General features: G+C 61.0%; 26 protein-coding genes and 1 tRNA gene. 18 read left to right on the top strand and 9 right to left on the bottom strand.

The window, feature by feature from the left end; translation table 11 throughout:
- Positions 1-108: 108 nt before the first annotated feature.
- Together NJ75_RS18385 and NJ75_RS18380 are read right to left on the bottom strand one after the other, a co-directional pair.
- Positions 109-1,224, bottom strand: a complete 1,116-nt coding sequence (locus NJ75_RS18385) for a tyrosine-type recombinase/integrase (RefSeq protein ID WP_039337133.1) — start codon at positions 1,222-1,224, stop codon at positions 109-111.
- Positions 1,225-1,893 carry a hypothetical protein gene (locus NJ75_RS18380; RefSeq protein WP_156135859.1) on the bottom strand — a complete coding sequence of 223 codons (669 nt, stop codon included), beginning with the start codon at positions 1,891-1,893 and terminating at the stop codon, positions 1,225-1,227.
- Positions 1,894-1,920: 27 nt separating this feature from the next.
- On the opposite strand from NJ75_RS18380, the gene NJ75_RS23890 reads away from it, so the two are divergent.
- The 18 genes from NJ75_RS23890 to NJ75_RS18295 all read left to right on the top strand — a co-directional run bounded on the left by NJ75_RS23890 (position 1,921) and on the right by NJ75_RS18295 (position 14,159).
- A complete protein-coding gene (locus NJ75_RS23890; RefSeq protein ID WP_082013463.1) occupies positions 1,921-2,097 on the top strand; it encodes a helix-turn-helix domain-containing protein in 177 nt (58 codons plus the stop codon).
- 143 nt (positions 2,098-2,240) lie between these two features.
- A complete protein-coding gene (locus NJ75_RS18375; RefSeq protein ID WP_039337128.1) occupies positions 2,241-2,777 on the top strand; it encodes a hypothetical protein in 537 nt (178 codons plus the stop codon).
- A gap of 57 nt (positions 2,778-2,834) precedes the next feature.
- On the top strand, positions 2,835-3,278 hold the full coding sequence (locus NJ75_RS18370; protein ID WP_156135858.1) for a hypothetical protein: 444 nt from the start codon (positions 2,835-2,837) through the stop codon (positions 3,276-3,278).
- A gap of 2 nt (positions 3,279-3,280) precedes the next feature.
- Positions 3,281-3,643, top strand: a complete 363-nt coding sequence (locus NJ75_RS18365; protein WP_156135857.1) for a hypothetical protein — start codon at positions 3,281-3,283, stop codon at positions 3,641-3,643.
- Positions 3,633-4,265, top strand: a complete 633-nt coding sequence (locus tag NJ75_RS18360) for a hypothetical protein (protein ID WP_039337122.1) — start codon at positions 3,633-3,635, stop codon at positions 4,263-4,265. The genes NJ75_RS18365 and NJ75_RS18360 overlap by 11 nt, the downstream gene beginning before the upstream one ends.
- Positions 4,262-4,543, top strand: coding sequence for a helix-turn-helix transcriptional regulator (locus NJ75_RS18355; protein WP_211257959.1), 282 nt, complete (start codon positions 4,262-4,264; stop codon positions 4,541-4,543). The genes NJ75_RS18360 and NJ75_RS18355 overlap by 4 nt, the downstream gene beginning before the upstream one ends.
- A 142-nt stretch (positions 4,544-4,685) precedes the next feature.
- Positions 4,686-4,943 carry a hypothetical protein gene (locus NJ75_RS18350; RefSeq protein ID WP_156135856.1) on the top strand — a complete coding sequence of 86 codons (258 nt, stop codon included), beginning with the start codon at positions 4,686-4,688 and terminating at the stop codon, positions 4,941-4,943.
- Positions 4,940-6,928, top strand: a complete 1,989-nt coding sequence (locus NJ75_RS23480; RefSeq protein ID WP_082013462.1) for an AAA family ATPase — start codon at positions 4,940-4,942, stop codon at positions 6,926-6,928. Before NJ75_RS18350 ends, NJ75_RS23480 begins: the two co-directional genes overlap by 4 nt.
- A 153-nt stretch (positions 6,929-7,081) precedes the next feature.
- Entirely contained in the window at positions 7,082-7,357 is a 276-nt protein-coding gene (locus tag NJ75_RS18340) for a hypothetical protein (RefSeq protein ID WP_039337117.1), read from the top strand.
- A complete protein-coding gene (locus NJ75_RS18335) occupies positions 7,354-7,632 on the top strand; it encodes a hypothetical protein (protein WP_039337109.1) in 279 nt (92 codons plus the stop codon). The genes NJ75_RS18340 and NJ75_RS18335 overlap by 4 nt, the downstream gene beginning before the upstream one ends.
- The gene (locus tag NJ75_RS23475; protein WP_052242635.1) at positions 7,629-8,216 is read left to right on the top strand and encodes a hypothetical protein; all 588 of its coding nucleotides are present in this window, start codon (positions 7,629-7,631) and stop codon (positions 8,214-8,216) included. The genes NJ75_RS18335 and NJ75_RS23475 overlap by 4 nt, the downstream gene beginning before the upstream one ends.
- Positions 8,213-8,452, top strand: a complete 240-nt coding sequence (locus NJ75_RS18325) for an HGGxSTG domain-containing protein (RefSeq protein ID WP_039337100.1) — start codon at positions 8,213-8,215, stop codon at positions 8,450-8,452. The genes NJ75_RS23475 and NJ75_RS18325 overlap by 4 nt, the downstream gene beginning before the upstream one ends.
- Before the next feature lie 93 nt (positions 8,453-8,545).
- Positions 8,546-9,178 (top strand): hypothetical protein, encoded by a 633-nt coding sequence (locus NJ75_RS18320; protein WP_156135855.1) that lies wholly within the window; start codon positions 8,546-8,548, stop codon positions 9,176-9,178.
- Positions 9,179-9,181: 3 nt separating this feature from the next.
- Positions 9,182-9,475 carry a hypothetical protein gene (locus tag NJ75_RS18315; protein WP_039337085.1) on the top strand — a complete coding sequence of 98 codons (294 nt, stop codon included), beginning with the start codon at positions 9,182-9,184 and terminating at the stop codon, positions 9,473-9,475.
- A complete protein-coding gene (locus NJ75_RS18310) occupies positions 9,468-10,034 on the top strand; it encodes a virion core protein, T7 gp14 family (protein ID WP_174544615.1) in 567 nt (188 codons plus the stop codon). Before NJ75_RS18315 ends, NJ75_RS18310 begins: the two co-directional genes overlap by 8 nt.
- Positions 10,034-12,106 (top strand): M23 family metallopeptidase, encoded by a 2,073-nt coding sequence (locus NJ75_RS23470; protein ID WP_082013461.1) that lies wholly within the window; start codon positions 10,034-10,036, stop codon positions 12,104-12,106. Before NJ75_RS18310 ends, NJ75_RS23470 begins: the two co-directional genes overlap by 1 nt.
- Positions 12,103-13,503 carry a hypothetical protein gene (locus tag NJ75_RS18300; protein WP_039337083.1) on the top strand — a complete coding sequence of 467 codons (1,401 nt, stop codon included), beginning with the start codon at positions 12,103-12,105 and terminating at the stop codon, positions 13,501-13,503. The genes NJ75_RS23470 and NJ75_RS18300 overlap by 4 nt, the downstream gene beginning before the upstream one ends.
- On the top strand, positions 13,500-14,159 hold the full coding sequence (locus tag NJ75_RS18295) for a hypothetical protein (protein ID WP_039337076.1): 660 nt from the start codon (positions 13,500-13,502) through the stop codon (positions 14,157-14,159). Before NJ75_RS18300 ends, NJ75_RS18295 begins: the two co-directional genes overlap by 4 nt.
- 288 nt (positions 14,160-14,447) lie before the next feature.
- Here NJ75_RS18295 and NJ75_RS18290 read toward each other — a convergent pair whose 3' ends face one another.
- From NJ75_RS18290 to NJ75_RS18260, 7 genes are all read right to left on the bottom strand, one after another.
- On the bottom strand, positions 14,448-15,047 hold the full coding sequence (locus tag NJ75_RS18290; protein WP_039337075.1) for a hypothetical protein: 600 nt from the start codon (positions 15,045-15,047) through the stop codon (positions 14,448-14,450).
- Between the two features lie 201 nt (positions 15,048-15,248).
- Complete coding sequence (locus NJ75_RS18285) at positions 15,249-15,431, bottom strand: hypothetical protein (protein WP_039337074.1); 183 nt, start codon at positions 15,429-15,431, stop codon at positions 15,249-15,251.
- 10 nt (positions 15,432-15,441) lie between these two features.
- Positions 15,442-16,314 carry an SDH family Clp fold serine proteinase gene (locus NJ75_RS18280; RefSeq protein WP_039337073.1) on the bottom strand — a complete coding sequence of 291 codons (873 nt, stop codon included), beginning with the start codon at positions 16,312-16,314 and terminating at the stop codon, positions 15,442-15,444.
- 268 nt (positions 16,315-16,582) lie between these two features.
- A tRNA-Cys gene (locus NJ75_RS18275) sits at positions 16,583-16,656 on the bottom strand.
- Positions 16,657-16,731: 75 nt separating this feature from the next.
- On the bottom strand, positions 16,732-18,120 hold the full coding sequence (locus NJ75_RS18270; protein ID WP_039337072.1) for an RNB domain-containing ribonuclease: 1,389 nt from the start codon (positions 18,118-18,120) through the stop codon (positions 16,732-16,734).
- A 287-nt stretch (positions 18,121-18,407) separates the two neighbouring features.
- Complete coding sequence (locus NJ75_RS18265) at positions 18,408-19,226, bottom strand: crotonase/enoyl-CoA hydratase family protein (RefSeq protein WP_039337071.1); 819 nt, start codon at positions 19,224-19,226, stop codon at positions 18,408-18,410.
- Between the two features lie 141 nt (positions 19,227-19,367).
- Positions 19,368-20,567, bottom strand: coding sequence for an LL-diaminopimelate aminotransferase (locus NJ75_RS18260; protein ID WP_039337282.1), 1,200 nt, complete (start codon positions 20,565-20,567; stop codon positions 19,368-19,370).
- Positions 20,568-20,586 lie beyond the last annotated feature (19 nt).

Here is a 20,586-nt window from a genome sequence, read left to right as displayed (position 1 = left end):
CAGCCCTGGCAAGTGTGGAGGCCCGAGCCGGAATCGAACCGGCGTAAACGGATTTGCAATCCGATATTTACGCTACGGAAACTGACATTCTTGCCTTCCATGTCGCACTCATGTTGCATCTGCAAATAGTGCACGCTCGATTGCGGCGGCATCTTCGCTGTCTTTGCGGGCCTGCTCGAACAGGTGGCCGTAGGTATCGAACGTCATCTGAATTGTGCTGTGTCCCATGAGCGTCTGAATCCGCTTCGGGTCCAATTTCTGCTCAATCCAGAGCGAGGCCGCCGCATGTCGGAACGAATGCATGCTGTATCGTGTGGTGAGTTTGGCTGCTGTCTGGATCGGGTCAACCAGATTGGCCATCATGGTCCGGTATGGCATTGGTGTGCCGCGTGCGTTCGGGATGACCAGATCCAGCTTGCTAGCAGGACAAGCCAGCTTCCAAGCCTTGAGAACAGTTACAACGCGGGGCGGTAGCGCGATTGTTCTGTGGCCTGCTTCAGACTTGGGCGTGCCTATGTGGCCTTGTGCGTCGGCGCGTTGGGATACCGTCACCCTGCCCCGCTTCAGGTCTACATCAGACCAAGGCAAGCCGCGCAATTCGGAGGCACGCATTCCGGTAAAGATAGCGAGTTCGATCAGCGCCCTCGCTTTCATTTCTGCCGCTTCTGCTGCTTTCAGGATTGCGCGCAAATCAGCTTTGGTTGGAGGTGTGGCCTTCGTCTTCTCTCTGGTTGCCGTCTTGGCCTTGATCGCCTGCGCGACGTTCTGAGCCACCTGACCGCGTTCCTGCGCCTCAGCAATGATCGCCTTCAAGGATCGCAGCACGCGCAAGGCCATTGGCCGGGACAGATGCAGCAACCACTCGTCCAAGATGGCGCGAACCTTGGGGGCCGTAAGCTGGCTGAGTTTCAACGCGCCACATTTGGGGATGATGTGCAGCCGGACGTGCTGATCATAGGCGGCAATGGTCGTCGGCTCTCTACCATTGGCTCGAACGGACTTGACCCACTGCTCGGCTGCGGCGGCAACGGTGATCGAAGTGCTATCGGGGGTATGCACTCCGCGCTGCACTTCTGACGCGGCATTGGTCGACCACGCCTCTGCATCCTTTTTGCGCGCGAACTGCTTAGCGCGGCGCTTCCCGGCCTGATCCTTGTAATCGACCAGCCAAGCCGTCTTCTCAGTGCCATCTGGTGCAGTCCAAGTGCGCTTACGGATTGCCATCTAGATGACGCCTTCCATCAAGGAAGGATCGCTTTCCCATGCCGCGACATCAGCATTAATCTCGGCAACGCCCGATTCAGGCAGCGCTCCTCCGTTAATTATTTCATGCCAAATGCGACTCAGATTAATGATCACGGTGCGCGGTTGGGCAGTCAGAACTGCTGCAGTTTCCAGTAAGTCGCGCTCATCAGCCGCGTCCAATGTCATCAAGGCGCAGCCGTTTGAAGTCCAAGCGAGTTTCTCATCGTCCCCTGCATCGGTTAGACCACCAAAGTCCTTTGGCCAAAACACGATTGAAATGGGCCTTGGCTCGTTGCGTACCTGCACTATTCCGCGCCGAATCTTCAGCCACCATGTTTTGACAAAGCTAATGGCCCGTTCTGGAGTGATGCCCGCTTGCAATAGCTCTAGAACGAGGGCGAGCTTAAAAATCTGCTCTGCTCGATAATCTGTGCGCGCGGTCTTCCCCGCGTTCACGCCGTCAGGGAACTTCAATCGCTGCAGCTGCTTAAGCCGCGCTTGGAAGCGGGGGCGCTTGTCTGGGAAAACCCCAATCAGGTGCGCCAGAACGCTTTCAACCTCACGGAACTGCACTCGCCATCCTTTTTTAGATACAAAGTTGTCTATACCTCTTGCACGCCAGCGGAACAAGGCGTAATAGGGATACATTGTTGTTCGTATCTGAAAGGAGCAGGCATGCTGAACGCTGATTTGATTTCCGGTGCTGCAGAAGCCGCCGCTTACTGCGGAATTTCGCGTCGCACGGTTTATAATCTGGTTGAAAACGGACGGCTCCCGGCGATCCGGAAAGGCCGCAAGCTTTTCTTCCGCAAGTCCGAACTCGAAGCGGCATTCCGCTCGGAGGCGGCATGATACCAAAAACCCCCGCGCGGTGAGGCGCGAGGGCTGGGGTGTCAGTGTAGGAGCCGACGCACCAGTCCTAGGCCAAAGCGTGGGGGAACTCAAGAAGTTCCACAGGCGCACGATCGCGCCACTCACTAAAAAGGACTGTCAAAATGGCTGTACTCCAGCATCGGGCGGACTTTGCCCGCGAAACTGAGCGCCCGTTTTCGCCGCGCTCGTTCATCGCTCTCTTCACTGCTTGCGGCGGTGGCTATTGCCTCACGCCTGGCGGGCAGCTGTGGCTTGGTGTGCTCCAGACCGGATCTGAACGTGCAGACCGCACCATGGCGGCGCAGATCATGCGCGTCCTGACGCCCGAAAACATCGAAAGCATTCGGGAGTACCTACTCTCGGGAGATAGCGCCGGGCCACTTCAGGGCGCATGGAACGAGGGAAAGGCTCGATATGATCGGGCCGTTCAGGAATTCGACGCCAAAGCTGCTGAAGACCCGGCCTGCGACGCGCTCGACCAACTCTGCGATGTCTTGACGGACACCGAGGATAGTCTGTTTCGCATGAACGCACCCAGCATGCAGGCAGTGTTGTGGAAGCTAGACCGGCTTCAGGAGGAGGCGGACGGCTCATCGATCAACCCGGGTCAAATCAAGCAGGTGTCCGACGACATCCGCCGTCTGTTCGGGGAGGCCTGAGCCATGTCTGATCTTGCTCCCGAGACAAACGCGCAGCCTTCGGCATTCGAGCGCGCATTGGCCCGCTATCTCTTCGCTTTGGAGCGAATGCACACCGAACCCGACGAGAGCAACGAAGCGAACGACTACATCACCGACGCGCTGGTGCAGGCGGAGAACGCGGTGATGTTCGAACCCGCGAACGACTTCGATCAGTTGCGTGTGAAGGCCGATATCCTGTTCTGCGACTTGGATTCAACGCCACCGACGCGGCACGTTCTGGCGTTCTTTGCAGATCTGGTTCGGCTGACCGGAGATAAGCCGTCGCCTAGCTTCAATGCCGAACGGTGGCTGTCTCGTTTTGTGCGCTGCGGTGGGGAATGGGTGGTCAAGGCAGGTACGCCTTGGATCATGTGGCCAGAAGATGGGCGCTGCGACGATTTGCTTGCGGAACTCAAGGCCCGTGGCGGCAAGCCTGCGGTGATGAACCTCATCCGTTCGCTAGCTGCGAAGGAGGCATGATCATGTCGACCAACGCAAGCATTTGGGAGGCTGCTCTCAAGGTTGAGAGCGAAGCTCGCGACATCGCAGAACGGTTTTACAATGAGGACGCGAAGCCTGTCTTCGATGCGCATGATGCCGGGGCTGCGGCCTACGCTGCCGTACTGGAGCGGGAAGAGGGCTACGACACCCTCACCAGTGTGCACTACGACACGCTCAAGGCCCTCTTCATAACGCCTGCGCCGACCTTGGAGGCTGTGGCCGTCAAGTTGAGGATGGGCTGCGCAGACTGCTTCTTCGATGGGTCCAAGGCTTCATTCGAAGTGCTGTCGGCCATCGCAGGTGACGTCGAGCGCCTGAGCCGGGAGGCCAGCCATGCCCGGTAAGATCGATCGCGACGAAGCGCGAAAGATGCACAGCGAAGGTGCGTCCGACACTGACATTGCGCGGCGCTTCGGCGTCACGCAGTCAGGCGCTACACGTTGGCGCCAGAAGCAGGGCCTGCAGCCAAACATCATCGCGCCGCCCAGCTTGACGCCAGAGCATCACCGCAAGGCTCGCAAGATGTTCCGAGAGGGCGCTACGGTCGAGCAGGTCGCTCGTGCCCTTGGGTGCAGTACTGTGACTGCCAATAAACTCAGGAAGCCCTTGCGTGGCGATCCACGTTTGCGCGGGCACGGCATAACCTTGCAAGCCGAGCAGCGCATGGCGCGGCGTGATGCGCTGGCGATCGTCAACGAGCTGAAGGCGGCAACTCGCCGGATCAATGACGGCAGCATTCGCGACGACACCATTGGCGAAATGTTCCTGGCACTCATGGAAGGCCGGTTGCAGCGCGATCAGATCAAGAATGAAGCCCGCCGCTATTCCGGCCGGCAAGTGGGCCTGTGGCAGTCGCCGTGGGCTCCTGCGTCGATCGATGAGGATCTGAACGCCGAGGGCTTCACGCTCGCCGACCTCATCCCTTGTCCGACCGCTGCGGCATGGCTGGAGAGTGTGGGCGCGTGACTCTTGTTGTCCAACTCGATCCCACAACGTGCCGCGATTCAAACGGCGTGGTCATCATGCTCAACATGGCGAAACCGAAGCTTGGAGTTTCAGCCATGGAAGTGATGACTGCGCCGGAAGCGGCCCGATACATCGGCGTCCACGAACGCACTCTTGCCGCAATGCGCGCAAGGGGTGACGGCCCCGTATTCACTCGAAAGTATCTGAGCGGTCGCGGTGTTCGTTACAGCCGCTCTGACCTCGATGCGTGGATCAACGCTCGGGAGGCTGCTGCGTGATACGGGAGCGAAAACGCCCGCACAAGGCGGGCGCTGTTCTCAGCTGGCAGGCATCGGAACAGTCCAGATTCTACAGGATCGGCAGACTCGGCGCAAGGCTCGCAGCACGTCGCCTGCGGCCCATGATGGGGGTGCGCGTCGGATGAGCGCCAAGAGACATAGCGGCTCCATTGTGCCCTTCCCTCATCCCGTGGTCCGTGCGTGGGTCGTGGTGCGCGTCGACGGCGGATTTCGTGGTGAACTCGTCGGCGGACGCGATCTGCTCGACGATGGGCCAACGGCCACCGATGTCGGCACGTGGCAACTCGTGATGCAGGCGCTCGTGCGGCGTGATGTTCGGCAGGGCTTGCCTATCGTGCAGAGGCCTCAGGTCGAAGTGCGTGGGGGCGCTGCGGCATGACGGTGCACGCTCAAGACCTTACGCCGATGATGCAGGATGTAGCGAAAGCGTTGCTTGGTAAGCCAAACGACAAGTTTTCTCGTCCCCGCGACGGTGTGTTTCGATTTGGCTCTCACGGCTCGATAGAGGTCAACACGCGCGAAGGCTGGTTTTCGGACTATGAGGCTTCTGTGCGTGGTGGTGTGCTCGAACTTATCAAGCACAAGGGCGGCGCGAAGGATGATGCCAGCGCGTTCCGATGGCTCGAAGAGAGAGGTATCAAGGACCCTTCGGAGCCAGAGGGCGAAAAGCCTTCGTCGATCTTCTACGATTACCGTGACAAGGACGGACGCACTGTCTTTCGTGTGGAGCGAAAGCAGCGGGGCAAGGACAAAACCTTCCTTCAGCATGGTCCAGACGGTCAGGGAGGCTTTGCCTGCCGTACGGGCTGCATGCAGGGCGTAAAGCGTGTCCTGTATCGCCTGCCCGAACTGATCGCAGCAGATCCAGACGAACCCGTCTTTTACTGTGAAGGCGAAAAGGACGCTGACCGTCTGACTAGCCTTGGCCTCGTTGCGACAACTCACCCAGGCGGTGCCGGGAAGTTCGATGCCGTGGCAGACTGCATCAGTCAGCACCTTCATGGGCGGCGGGTCGTGGTTCTGCAGGACAATGACGAGGCCGGGGCTGCGCACGCGATTGCTGGTGTGGAGGCTATTGGCCGCGTTGCAAAAGAAGTGGCGCGCCTTGCCTTGCCCGGATTGCCTGACAAAGGCGATGTGTCGGATTGGCTAGAAAACGGCGGTTCCGGCTTCGAGCTGCAAAGCTTGGCGGAAGCGGCACTGTTGCCAATCGAGCCAGACCCCACCTTGCCAGCCCAAATCAAGGCGACCCCTTACCAATGGCGAGATCCAGAAACCATCCCGCTTAGGCCTTGGGTCTTTGGGCGTTGGCTGCTGCGACGTACGGTTGCTGCAACAGTAGCGCCAGGCGGGGTTGGCAAAACCACATTCTTGGCTGGTGCCGCCATGTCGCTGGTGACGGGTCGGGAACTGCTTGGAAAGACGGTCTGGGATGGTCCCCAAAAGGTCTGGATATGGAACCTTGAGGACGGCCTCGAAGACATGGAGCGTTCCATACAGGCTGCGGCTTTGCATCACGGTCTACGCCGGGAGGACGTGGAAGGCCGTCTCTTTGTCGACTGTGCGATGGAGGGCGCAGGCTTGTGTACCGCAATCGACGGAAGCGATGGCTTTAAGTTGATTGCTCCGGTCTATGAGCAAATCACGGCTGAGATCATCAAGCGCGGCATCGACGTACTGATGATCGATCCATTCGTGTCCAGCCATGCGATCGAAGAAAACGCCAACTCCCTTATCGACAAGGTTGCGAAGGCTTGGGCGAGGGTTGCGCACGATGCGAACTGTGTCGTCGTGCTCGTGCACCACACCAGTAAGCAAGGGGCGGGCAACGTAACGGCTCATTCATCGCGTGGCGCTGTGGCGCTCACAGATGCCACTCGCTCAGCGCTTGTCCTGAACCGTATGGAAGAAAAGAAGGCGCAGGAACTTGGGTTCGATGACAGCGAGCGCAAGCGATACTTCAGCGTTGGCGATGACAAGCACAATCGCGCTCCGGCTGAAAAGGCAGACTGGTTTTATCTTGCGTCGGTAAGTCTCGGCAACGGTCCAAACGGCGGCGACAGTGTGGGTGTCGCAGTGCCTGCGAAGCTGCCCGACCCCTTTGAAGACATCACTGTCGACCATCTGCGTGCAGTACAGAGCAAGGTCGCGGAGGCGGACTGGCGCGAGAACAGCCAAGCGACCGATTGGGTGGGCAAGGCGGTTGCTGAGGCGGTTGGCCTCGACCTCTCAAAGGTGTCGGACAAGGCGCGGATCAAATCCCTTCTGCGGACGTGGATCAGCAACGGCGCGCTCCGCGTGGTGGAACGGAAGGACCACCGAAGCGAGGTTCGCAAGTTCGTCGAAGTGGGTTCCCCGGCATGATCTCCGCACCTTGCAAGGTTGGTGCGGACAGGTGCGGAGGCACGGATGCCCGCACTCCGCACCCCCACCTCTATAGGGGTGCGGGGTGTGGTGCGGGGACGCAGGTGAGGATTTGAAGGTGCGGACGATCGCAACGGAATTCAGGGGTGAGTTATGAAGGACGGTAAGGTACATCTCTTCGACCTTCGCGAGCGCACCAGCGCTAGCGGTAATCGCTACCTCTCGGGATGGCTGGGCAAGGCTTCAGTCGTCGCGTTCCTCGATCGCGAGGCGGAGGAGCCGACGTGGAACGTCTACGTCTCGCAACCCAAGCAGCAGGACGCTGCACCTCGGCGCGCACCACGGCAGGAGCGTGGAACCGGAGCTGCTCGTTCTTCGCGGCTCGCACCGGGTGAACTTGACGACGACATCGGAGGCATTGGGCGATGAGCAACCCACTTGAAGGCGTGGCCGAATTGGTCGTCAATGAAACGCTGTCGTGGCTTACCAAGTGGCAGGCAATAGGCGGAACCGTCACGGCGGTCATGACTGCCGATGGTCAAGTGTCCGACTATACGCTGAGCGCGCCGGATGCTGACCGCCTGACACCAAAGGGCCGATACAAGCTCCTGTGCCTGCAGCGGTCCGAGCCGGACCGCTTTTGCATGAAGGTGGCCCTGGCTGCAGAGGCAGCGAGGCAAATAGACGAAGGGACCGTCCAGTGACCGAGCAGGTAGAAACCAACTCGCTTTTGCCGACCGAGGTCAGCGAGAAGATCGCGGCGTTGATCGGTGTCGGTGCCTCTCCTGAAGAGGCGAACGCCATTGCAACGGCTGCGCCTTTAACGGCTGCAGACAAAGCCCGCGCCTCGCTCGCATTGCGGAACGCAGAGCATAGCCTCGCCGTCGATCCGCGCACGGCGACAAAGGTGGCGGAAACGATCGGCCCTGAAGACATGGGCGTTGCGCTTGTCCTTCAGGAAGATGCGCTCGGCGCTGCTGACGAAATCGAGCGCATGCTCATGAACCAGATATTGGCTATGAACGGTCTCGCCTTACGCGCAACTGCCCGTGCCCACAGTACGGAATACGTCCAGCAATGCGATGGCTACATCAACCAGGCCAACAAATGCTCGCGCACCTTTGCCACGCTGGTCGAAACGCTGAGCCGATATCGTGGCAAGACTAGTGAGCAGAAAGTAACCGTGCAGCACGTCCATGTTCACGAGGGCGGACAAGCTGTGGTTGGCAATGTCGCTGCCCCGGAGGGGGGGCGGTCGCGTGCGCGCAAGGGGCATTCGACCCCATGAACGGCAAGAAAACCTGCGGGGCAAAGAACCGAAAAGGCCTGCCATGTGGTCGCGCACCGATGAAAAATGGTCGCTGCAACCTACATGGCGGCAAGTCGCCGGGTGCCAAGCGCGGCAATCAGAACGCCCTGAAACATGGGATGTATACGGCTGAGATGAAGGAGATGCGGCGTCTCGTCCGCCAAGCCTCGCGCAATGCGACCGACGTTCGAAAGTTCCTCAAGGCGATCGACTAGCCGCGATTCAAAGAGGCGGAAAACGGCCCCAACATCCCTCGGATGTTCAATGGCTTGGCGCGGTGCCCGGCTGTGGACGATCGGGGGAATACCATGACTGCCCTTCTCACTGAAACGGACTATCAGGCGCAGCGCCGCGATCTGGAGCGCGCCATCAGCTACGCAGAAGCAGAGCGCGATCATGCGGCGTTCAAGGCTCAGACCGGCGCAGGAAGTGCCGACGATGCCAAGAAAGCCAAGGACCACTATGAGGCCATGAAGGCTAAGCTTGCCGATTTGGAAGCCGCGCAGCGTGGTGCACAGGTGGCAAGGCAGCAGAATGCAAGCGCAGCGAAGGCGGCGGCGCACAAGAGCCTGCAGTCTGAAGTGGGGGCTTTCATCAAGCGTCGTGGCGCGCTGGTCGATGCTGTCGCCAAGCATGCCGAAGCGCTGGCCAAGGCGATCACCGATCATCAGGAAGCAACCGCCGACATCCGCAAGGTGCTGCACGCATTCGTCAACAAGCATGGCGGCTCGACTGTTCTCGATGGCATCAACCTCAATCTGCAGAACGGTCCGTCGCCTTACGGGATTGCAGCTTGCACGATGGCAGATCATCAGGTTCCCGCTTCGATGCTTTCGGGCACGGTCGGCGCATTCCGCGAACGATCAGCGGCGGAACTGGAAAAGCGGTTCGCTGAGCAGCTTCGCGACAATGTCGCACGCCTCGCACCGAAGGAGGCTTGAGCCATGGCAACGCACACGGTTCTTGTTACCATGCAGCGTCCCGACGGGGCGTTCTGGTATCCGAAGCAGCAGGTTGACTACGACGGCAAGCCAGACTGGAAGCTTGAGCCTCTCGACGAGGATCAGCGGGCCGAATGGAAAGCCCGAACGGCCCAGCCTGAGCGCGTCGAAGATGAACGTCGGCGCAACAACATTTCCGGTGTCTTCGAAACCGCAGAGCAAGCCCTTCCCCCCGGCAGCGTCCCTGTTTCGGCAGTGGCGCTGCCCCCCTCGGGATGGGGTGCGACCAATGTGTGACCCGGCGACGCTAACCTTGGTGGCGGCGGGCTTGTCTGCCGTGTCGACTGGTGTCGGCGCGGTCATGGCATCACAGCAGGCGCGTGCGCAGGCAAAGATTGCTGACCGCAACGCCGCCATGGAGCGCAACGCGGCACAAGAAGAGATGGCGAATACCCGCACTGCGGCCCTTGCCCGATATCGTGAGATTTCGAAGGTACAGGGACAGCAACGTCTCGCTGCCGCTGCAAACGGTGTCGGTCTAGATTTCGGGACCGCTTCAGACGTGGTCGCCGATACCGAGATGCTTGGCCGCGAAGATGTCCAGCGCATCTACACAGCGGGGGACCGTGCCGTGAAGTCCCGCGACATCAGCGCGTCGAACTTCACCGCTCAGGCCAACATGGCGCGGTCGCAGGCAACCGGCGCGCTGATCGGTGGTGCACTCGACATGGGGTCAACAATCCTTGGCGGGGCTTCGCAATACGGCCAGATGAAGGACGCCAAGAAGTGGCAGAACGTGTCACGGCTGACGCCTAGCGCTAGGGGCACGATCCTCAGCAACCCGGTTATCTTCTGATGCCCCGCGCTCCGGTCTATAGCCCGACTACGCAGGGTGTTGCGCCGATAGAGGCGCGGTTTCGTGCCCCTTCAGGCCCGACGGGCGGCGAGATGGTTGCCCGTGCCCTCGATGGTGTCGGGCAAGCCCTGCAGCGTCACGCGGAGGTCAAGAACGCGCTGGCGATCGAACAGGACAAGGCCGACGCCGGAACCAATGCGGTCGCATTTCAGGACGCAGCGGGGCAGATACTGGCCAAGGCCAAAGCATCGCGGGGCTTCGATGCCGGTGCGGCCTACAAGTCGGCGGAAGAGGAGCTTCTCAAAGCGCGCGAGCAAATGCTTGGGCAGTCTCGCAGCCCACGTGCGCGCGAATTGCTCAAGTCGCGCACCGATGGTTTCCTCGCCACGTACAGAGCGGAATTGGCGCAGCACGAAATCACCCAGACGCGGGAAGCTGCAGAAGAAAGCTACATCAGCCAGGCCACGAAAGCGCGCGAGGAAGCGGCGCGGCAGTGGCTGTCGATCGATGCCGTCAATGCACAGATCGAACTCGGTCGGGGTGCCATCCGGGATAAGGAACGGCTTCTCGGTCGCGACGAAGCATCGATCAGCGAAGCCGAACACGAATACGAAAGCTCGGTGCATCGCGGCATCGTCGAAGAGCGCAACGCTCAAGGCGATGTCGACGGGGCACTAGACTACGGTCGGGCGAACCTTGGCAAGATGACGCTGGCCGACAAGACGGCTGTCTCGGCAACGCTGCGGGGTGCGATCGAAACCAGACAAGCGGCGGGCGATGCCGACTGGGCGATATCGCAAGGCGGTCCTGTTCCTGCGGCCAAGCCGGGAGCCAAGTATAGCGCGCCTGTCCAAAATGGCCGGGTAACGTCTACCTACGGTGTGGATCGTGGCAAAGGCCGCTCTCACAACGGCGTCGACTTCGCTGCACCTGAAGGTTCGGCGGTTACACCTATGGGCGATGGGGTGGTTGTTGCGGTCGGCTCGGATGCGCGATCGGGCAACTTCGTGATTGTCGACCATGGCAACGGGCTGACCACTAGCTACGCTCACCTAGGCACGCACAGCGTCCAGCGCGGCGATCGTGTGACTTCAGGGACCAAGCTTGGACCTGTAGGCATGACTGGCCACACAACCGGTCCGCACGTGCACGTTGTTGCCCGCCAGAATGGGAAGCCGGTCGACCCTCTGCAGTTCATCGGACAGAATGCGCCGTCGTCTCAGGCTGCGGGAGAGTGGGACAAGCGCTCGGCCTATGCCGCGATCGACAACAATCCTGACTGGTCGTTTGAGCGGAAGCAGCGTGCGAAGGAATGGGTTGATCGGGAGTTCTCGCGGAAGGACTCGATCGACGCTCGCGAGGAACGTGAAGCCGACGAACAGGCCAAGAAGGTGGTGCTCGGCCTGGGCGACAACTTCAAGTCGCTCGATCAAATACCCAAGGCTGTTCGGGACCGGATGAGCATCGATGCGACCGCGTCCTTCTCTGACATGGCGAAGGCGAACGCGGCTCCCAAGCCAGTCGCGGCCAACGGTGCCGAATTCCTGCGGCTGCAGCGTCTCGCCATCGAAGCGCCGGAGCAGTTCGCGGGTCTGGATCTGACGCGCTCGGCCTCGCGCCTTACGCCGGGGGAACTGGCGCGCCTCGATGCGGACCAGGCGAAGATTCAGCGCGGTGGCAACGAAGTCAGCATCCGCTCGGCAATCGCGGGTCACATCAACACGTTCGCGACGCCCGACATGCACCTCACTGGCGACAAGAACAAAGAAGACTTCATCGAAACCTTCGGCCTCATGCAGGCAAATATCCTTCAGGCCACGGGGGGCAAGCGGATGCCAACCGACAAGGAACTGGAAGACGCCTTCTCGCTCGCAACCCGCACTGTCGTGGCCAAGCGTCCGGGGCTGCTGTGGGGCACGAACGAAAAGTCCATTCCCGCCCATGACCTTACCGTGTCGGATATCCCGCAGGCGACCCTCGGTCAGATTGATGCCGCGCTCCGGCGCAATGGCCTCCCGGTCACGGACGCCAACCGCATAGTGCTTTACGTCGAAGGAGTTTCCGGACGGTGAGTGAAAACCCCTTCGATGAAATCGTGCGCCGCAAGCGTGAACGCCCCTTCAACACCTTCCGGCCCGCACCTGAGCCGGTCACCACAATCAAGGCGGAGGCGGACGGGAACGAATTCGACGCGATAATCCAGCGGCGGCGCGGGCGCATGCTCGGCGCGACCCTGCGCGCATCCCCTGCCCCCGACCAGGCTGCGCAGGCCAACCGCATAGCGCGGGCAAGAGGCTTGCCTGCCGCTGTGGTTGATCCCAAGCTTCAGGTTCTGCAGATTGCTGACCAAGCTACCAACTTCCTGAACATGACGCGGCTGTTCCCCCACATTGGTTCGTGGGCAGAGGCGAACCCTCGCGATGCGGCGGCGGCGGCTGACGATACGAAGGCACTGGGCATGCTTGGCCATGCTTTCTCCGAACGCGACCTTTCTCGAGGCTATTCGATCAGCGCTCCGAAGCCTGTCGAGCCTTCACTCTGGAACAGTGCCAAGGGCGTTTGGCAGAGCCTTGTGGGGGGCTGGCAGCAAATGGACACCGCGTTGTCCATGATGATTGATGACCGGGTTGAAGCTCCGAAGTGGATGCAGGGCGGAAAGGCATATTCCGACCGGCTCAAAGCGGATTTTGTTCAGGCGCAGGATAACGTCGAAAAAGCAACGCCAGCTTTCAAGTCTGAGACTGCACGCGGCATCTATGGCGGCTTTGCTTCGCTGGCACAGATGGCACCCGGAATAGGTGCATCGATCCTGACGCGCTCTCCGGTCCCTGCTATGGCGATTGCGGGCGCGCAGGTGGGAACGACGGCTTACGGCAAGTATCGCGTGCGCGGCGGGACCGTGAACGAAGCGACTACAGGTGGTTTGCTTGAGGGAACCATCGAAGCCGGGTTTGAGGCGATCCCCATGGGGGCAGTCGTGTCCAGATTCGGCAAGGGTGCGACCAGCAAGTTCCTCGCGGAGATCTTCGTCAAGGAGATGGCGACGGAACAAGCCACGACGATCGCGCAGGATGCGGTAGACACGGCCATTGCGAACCCAGACAAGACTTGGGGCCAGTACTTCGCTGAGAGGCCTGCAGCGGCCTATCAGACGGCGCTAGGCGTTCTTGTGATGTCTGGTGCCCTTGGCGGTGCATCAGCGCTCGCAAGCAAGGCTCAAGCGCCTGAGACGGCTCGGGCGCAGGCGCGCATCGAACGGCGTGTCAGGGATGCCGAAGAGGCTCAGCAGACTGCGGGGTTCCTTGACCAGATCGAGCGAGCCGCGACAGCCAGCAAATTTCGCCAGCGCGACCCTGTAGGCTTTGCAAATCTGGTGGCCCAGACTGCACAAGCGCAAGGCATCGAGAGTGCATACATACCCGCGACCGCAAGCCGCGACTTCATTGGCGAAAGCGAGAGCTATCTGTGAGCATTGCCAATCTGCTGGTGCAGCCTGACGCTGCTTACATTGTGACCGACTCTGGCTTTTTCGGAGCCGATGGCCGGCTCATCGGTAAGTTGCCCAAGTCGATCGTTCTACCAGACGTTCCAATTGCCCTGGCGTGCGTCGGGAGTGGCAATACACTCATTGATGTCTTTCGCCTGAACCCATGGGCTAGCTCGTCTGAGGGGTTCTCGCTGGATGCCTTCCGCGATTTCGTTCGGGAGGTTCACGAAGGCGCGGGGCTTGATCAGGATGCGCACTATTCGCGCTGGGTTGCGGCCTACTATTCACGCCAGCTGGGGCGACCTCTTGGCTTCTCGATGTTTACCCATGCGAAGGACGGCGAGGCTTCGGGCCGGGAGCCTTGGACCTGGTATCCTGCACGAACGATCATCATGCCGATGGTGCCGCCTACGGAGGTCTGGGGGGCGCACATCAAGCGCAACTTGCCTGACCCCGCGCAGTTCAATCCTCACGCCGACTTCATGGATCTAGTGCACGCTCAGCGGCGGCACAAATTTGACGCCTTTGACTGCGCGGTGGCCGGGGAAATTCTGCTCACGAAGGTAAGCGCTGACGGCGTGGAAGACATTTCGCTGCATGACTTCGGGGACGAAATGTGCGAGGTCGTTCAATTGTAACGCAGGGTTACACTGCTTGATTCAAACCCCGTACCGTTTCCGCCCGCTACTGGTTATGCAGTAACGTCCGCCTCGCTTGCCAACGCATACCTTGCCTCCGTTGCAAGGGCACTCGCCGTCATCAGCGGTCCCGCGTGATGGCGTGCCGCCAGACATTCCTCGGCCTGACCGTCTACGCCTTTTGCCGCGCCTAGCATCAGCTTCGACAGGCAATCCGACAACAATGCCCGCGAAAATGCCGGAGAGAAGGTCTCTGCGCTTCATGATCTCCCCTCCGGCTCAAAGTGGTTAGTTGGTCACTGGCCCTGTGACGGCTGCGGGCGTTACAGCAACGGCGGGTGCGGGCGGGACAAATGCAATATCCTCTTCAAGGAAGCCCTTGGTCCCTGATCCTGCGGGAATATTAGCACTGGTGCCGGTGGTGAAAAAGCCAGCCAGCGGTACAAGAGCAATCGACGCAACGACGCCTCCAGTTCCGGTGACGCCCTTGTCGTCAAACGTACCGCTAAGGCGCACCTGACGATCTCCGAGGCGCATCGAGAGCAGCCGCACGGCGATGTAGCCCGACTTGCCCCACATTCCCTTGTTGCGCACCTCAGTCACTTCGCCGACTGCCGGGGTTCCGACTGGCACGATCGTAAGCCCATTGGCAGTCACATTGCTGGCGACTTCAAGCTGCACGCGCTGCCCGACACGCACCTGCTTTTTCTTGGTCGTCAGTTCCTCACGGGTAATGAGCGGAATTTCTGTCCCGGCGCGCAGCACATTTGTCGGCGCGGGTGCCAGCACAACGGCGGTGGCTGGGGTGGGTGTGGTGACTGCGGCTGTTTGAGCAAGGCACGGCGTTGCAACTAGCGCCATTGCGGCGGCGACCTGAAAGCGAATCATGGTTTTCCCCCTGTTTGAGGAAACAGGGCGTGCGGGGCAGTGACGCACAAAGTATGTGTGCTGGGTCACGTTTTCTCACCGAGTTGGAGAGAAACTTTGTAAAACCATTCTCAGCCCTAGGATATGGGCGACTGGTGGGTAGGCTTGCGAATGGGTAAAATCACCGTGAAAAATTGACGCTGTATCTGCTCCTACCATCTGTCAAATTTGATGGTGGCCCGACGTCACCCGCCCCATGAGCGGGATATTGAAGGTCTGCCGTTGAATTTCAAAGCCAGACTCTTTGAGCTTACGCTCGAACTCCCGAAAGCGACCAATCTGATCGGCCGCCGCATTGTTTGTTGGGGTATCGAGCGCTGCGAGGAGCGCGGTCTCAATCGACATGTTATACCCTTCAAATGTTGCGGTTGTGCACGTAGAATGCCGCGTTTGCGCGCGCAAGGTAGTCTGACAACGTATCACAGTACTGCCGTATCCCGTCCCTCAGCGCTGCATTCTCGCCAAAATCGTCAATTTGCAGTCTCAGCGTTTGCCGTAATGTCTCTATACCAATCATACGTCCATGTGAATGCCAATGGCCGTTATCAGAGAGCAGCTTGGCGATTTCCTCGGCACGTTGCTCTTTCTCCGCCTGCGTGACCTGTGCTCCGACATTGTTCGTCCGATGCACTGTCCAGTCTTTGAATTTGTATCGCGTGAGCCACTGCTTCAAGAGACTTATGGAGAGGTCCCTCGCCTGTTCATAGAACCGAATCATTGCCAAATCCTGCGCTTGGAGGATCGCAAATTCCGCAGGTGAGATAGTTCCATTGGCACTCTTGGCGATCAGTTCTCCAACTTTGTCGAGATAGCCGAGCGCAGGGACAAGAAACTTGTTTTCTCGGTCGGGCACTTGTGGATCAATAGGCCCCAAGGACGACGAGTAGTCCATGTAGATACGGTCGCAAGCCATACAAAAAATTGTGCCTGCCGACATGGCGGATTGAGGAACAATCGCGTAAACTTGATCGTAGTGGTGGCGAGCGATCTGCACCATCTTCTCGACCGCCTCTGCTTCACCGCCAGGGGTGGTCATGCACACACCCAGTGCCTCTCTCTTTGTGGGCTGCGCAGCCATCCGCTCAATCGCTTCACGGAACGGTGTAATTAGCCCCCGCCGCAATTCACCAAAGTAGTAGAGCACATCGCAATCAAGATGCTGCTCAAGAGTTTCTTCGGCATTGTTGACGATATCGATCACAACGCGATCGAGTTGCGGCAAAGCCATTGCCAATGCAGTTCCCCTTAACGACTACGTTAGACGTTACGCTCTTGAATCAAGGCGCTCGTTAGAAGTCAAAGGGAAACAACTCCGCCGTGATGAGAAACACATAGAACGGAACTGTGCACGGCACTAATCCATGTTGCATCCATGTTGCATGGAGCAGCCGGAAGGGCGCGGAATCGGCGGGATTCGGCGGTTTTTAGCATCAACACAGAGCAATGCGCGGCAGCGCTGCGCCTCCACATAAACTGCTGATTTGCAGGGATAATATTGGAGGCCCGAGCCGGAATCGAACCGGCGTAAACGGATTTGCAATCCGGTGCGTAACCACTCCGCCATCGGGCCTCGATCGCAGGAGCTGCGTGGTTCGGCGCGGTTAGCCGGAAGATCGCGCTGCCGCAAGCGGTTCTTGTGCAGGGGTCAGCTTACCGGCGCGAACTGGAGACGGCGCTGCTTGCTGTCGACACCGGCAAGGCTCAGGTCCACGCGCTGGCCCGGCGCAGCACCGGCAATGCGGGCGCGGGCCACTACGGGCATGTCGAGCAGCTGCACGCGCGCCGAATCGCCGTCCGTGTCGGTCACGCAGGCGCGGAAGGTCTCACCCTCGCGCCCCTGGAGCATGACTGTCTCGGCAAGGTCGATGACTGCGCGTTCGATCTGGCCGGAGAGCGCTTCGGCCTTGGCCATGACCGCAGGGAGGCGCTGGAACGCAGCTTCGACTTCCAGCTCGACGGCCTTGCCGTTGGCGATGGCAAGCACGGCGCGAATCACGTAGCGGTCAGCGAGGCGGCGCAAGGGCGCAGTCGCGTGGGCGTAAGTGGCGGAGATGGCTTCGTGCCATGGCGTGACACCAGGTATCCACGGGGCATAGCCAGCGCCGCCACCTGCGCGCCGCACCGCGAGCATGAATGCGGCGTGGTCGGGATTGCGCTGGTCGAGCGTGCGTTCGAGGGCCTTGAGGTCGACATGTTCCGGCCAGTCGAGGCCAAGACCGGCCGCCGTGCTGCGCAGACGCGCCATTGCCGCTGCTGTCGGGCCTGCCATGACGCGGAACAGGCCGGTCCCTGCTTGGTGCAACGCTTCGGCAATGGCGAGGTTTGCGGCAAGCGAGAGCGTGGCGTTGGCCCGTTCCGAAGCAAGCAAGGGGCGGAAGGACAGGGCGTAGCGTCCACCCCCGAGCGCTTCGACTTCCTGCTCCGGCGGATCGACGCGGGCGGCGCCGCGCGCAGCTTCGGCGGCGTTCATGCGTTCGGCAAACCGGGCGAAGTCGGCAGGGAGCTGGTCGGGGCGAACGCTGTCGTAGGCGAGCTTGGCCTGGCTGCGGATCATAGCGCGGCGGGCGGCATCGAGCCGCGCCTGGCCATTGGCGCCGAGGCGAACGGTGAACACGACGGCCGGGCGCGGGCCATCGGGCAGGAGGCTCGCGGCGCGTTCGGCCAGGGCAGGCGGGTAGAGCCCGGCCTTGCCATCGGGGAGATACTGCGTTTCGCCGCGCTTCCACGCCTCAGCGTCGACCGGATCGCCATCGACCACGAACCAGGCCACGTCGGCAATGGCGTAGTGGAGGATCAGGTCGTTGCCGGATGCTTCGATATGGAAGGCCTGATCAAGATCGGTGGACGTTGCCGGATCGAGCGTGACGAAGGGCTCGTCGGTGCGATCCACGTGCTCTTGCCCCGGTGTCCTTGCCGCCGCCAGTGCGGCCGCAGCGAGGACTTCGGGCGGGAAGCCTTCGGGCACCTGGAACTGCTGGCGGATGGCGGCGAGACCGGAGGCAAGAGCACCGGACGGATCATGGATGGCCTTCATCCTACGAGACCTAGGCGGCGTGGACAAATTCCACAACGCCACGGTTGCCCTGTAGAAGGCCTTAGCGAGGCGCGAGGACGCAGGAAGAGTGGGTCTCTTTCAAGGCCGAGCAACGCTGCCAAGGCCTTTTACAGGTCAACCCCTGCGGGGCTGGACCAAAAACCGCCATTTCGGCGTCGGCTCGTCGCGCAATATTCCCGATATTGCGCTTCCTTGCCTCCTTGAACTGGCGGTTTTTGCCTCCAGCCGTGGCGCTGTGGAATTTGTCCACGCCGCCTAGCAGGCTGTTACGGATCGACAAATTCTCCGGCGCGCTTTTCCATGCCCGCACGCACGGCTTCCAGCTGATTCTTCGAAAACATCAGCTCGTGCTGGGCCACGGATTCGGCCATCAGCACTTCGTCCACGGTCATGTCGGGCGTGCGGTTGGACAGCAGCTTGGCGCCGCGCACGGCAGTGGGGCTTTTCGATGCGATCGTGCGGGCAAGAGCCATGGCATCGGCCAGCGGGTCGGCGCTGACATGGGTGGCAAAGCCGAACTGCACCGCTTCCTCGCCGCTGAACTCGCGGTGGGTATAGGTCAGTTCGCGCAGCACGTCGTCGCGCACATTGCCGCGCCACAGGGCGTATCCGGCCATGTCGGGGACGAGGCCCCACTTCACTTCCATCACCGCCAGCCGCGCATCGGGCGCGATGAAGCGGATGTCCGCACCGCTCGCCACCTGCAGGCCACCGCCGAAGCATACGCCGTGGACAGCCGCGATCACCGGCATCGGCAGCTTGCGCCAGACCATGGCCGCCTGCTGGGCGCGGTTGGCGTTGCCGTGGGTGCGGGCAGTGAGACCACCGCCCTCGCCATCGTCCTTCCATCGGCTGGTGTTGCCCATGCTGGAAAGATCAAGCCCCGCACAGAACGATCGACCTGCGCCAGAAAGCACCACCGCGCGCACGCCGCGCTCATGGCCGAGATGGTGCCCGGCTGCGATGATCGCTTCGAACATGGCATCGTCGAGCGCGTTCATCTTGTCGGCGCGATCAAGCAGCACGTGGGCGACGTGATCCTCGATGGTGACGGTGACGCGGTCGTGGAAGTTCATTGCTGGCATCCGTTTTCTGGTTCGTCGGGGCCAAGGTGCCCGAGCGCTCGCTCCCGGTCCAGCTTCCTGATTTGACGGATCGCGCGAAACGGCAACGGCCCCGTCCGCAAAGGCGGAGAGGGCCGCGTCGTCATGCTGATCAATCGCGCGTCAGGCAGCCGACGAATTGACGCCCATCGACTGCAGGTAGCGCTTGATGTTACGCGCGGCCTGGCGGAGGCGCTGTTCGTTCTCGACCATGGCGATGCGCACGAAGCCCTCGCCATCCTCGCCGTAACCGACGCCCGGGGCGACCGCGACTTCGGCGTGGGTGAGCAGTTGCTTCGAGAATTCGAGGCTGCCGAGATGCTTGAGCGCGGGCGGCAGCGGGGCCCAGGCGAACATCGAGGCCTTGGGGCTGGGAATTTCCCACCCGGCGCGGCCAAAGGCTTCGACCATCACGTCGCGGCGCTTCTGGTATAGCTCGCGGTTCTTGACGACGATGTCCTGCGGCCCGTTCAGCGCGGCGCAAGTCGCGGCCTGGATCGGCGTGAAGGCGCCATAATCGAGGTAGGACTTCACCCGCTTGAGCGCAGCGATCAGGCGTGCGTTGCCCACGGCAAAGCCCACGCGCCAGCCGGCCATCGAGAAGGTCTTGGACATCGAGGTGAACTCCACCGCCACGTCCTTTGCGCCCGGCACTTCGAGGATCGAGCGGGTCGGATTGCCGTCGTAATAGAGCTCGGAATAGGCGAGGTCGGACAGGATCCAGACCTTGTTTTCCTTCGCCCAGGCGACGAGGCGTTCATAGAAGGCAAGGTCGACCGTCTCGGCCGTCGGGTTCGACGGGTAGTTGACGATCAGGATCGACGGGCGCGGCACCGAGTACTTCATCGCGCGATCGAGCGAATCCCAATAGCGCTCGTCCGGCGTGGTCGGCACGGACCGGATGGTGGCCCCGGCAATGATGAAGCCGAAGGTGTGGATCGGATAGCTCGGGTTCGGCGCGAGCACGACATCGCCGGGCGCGGTGATGGCGGTGGCAAGGCTGGCGAGGCCCTCCTTCGAGCCCATCGTCATCACCACTTCAGTCTCGGGGTCGAGATCGACGTTGAAGCGGCGTCCATAGTAGTTGGCCTGCGCCTTGCGCACGCCCGGAATGCCGGACGAGGCCGAATAGCCATGGGCGTCGGGCTTGCGCGCCACTTCGCACAGCTTCTCGATCACGTGGTTGGGCGGGGGGAGATCGGGGTTGCCCATGCCGAGGTCGATGATGTCCCTACCGGCGGCGCGCGCGGCGGCCCGCATGCCGTTGACTTCGGCAATGACGTAGGGCGGCAGGCGCTTCATGCGGTAGAATTCTTCATCCACGGTTGAATACTCGTCGAAA

It is taken from the genome of Novosphingobium subterraneum, assembly GCF_000807925.1.
Lineage (GTDB): Bacteria > Pseudomonadota > Alphaproteobacteria > Sphingomonadales > Sphingomonadaceae > Novosphingobium > Novosphingobium subterraneum.
This window is presented reverse-complemented; position numbering and strand designations above follow the sequence as displayed.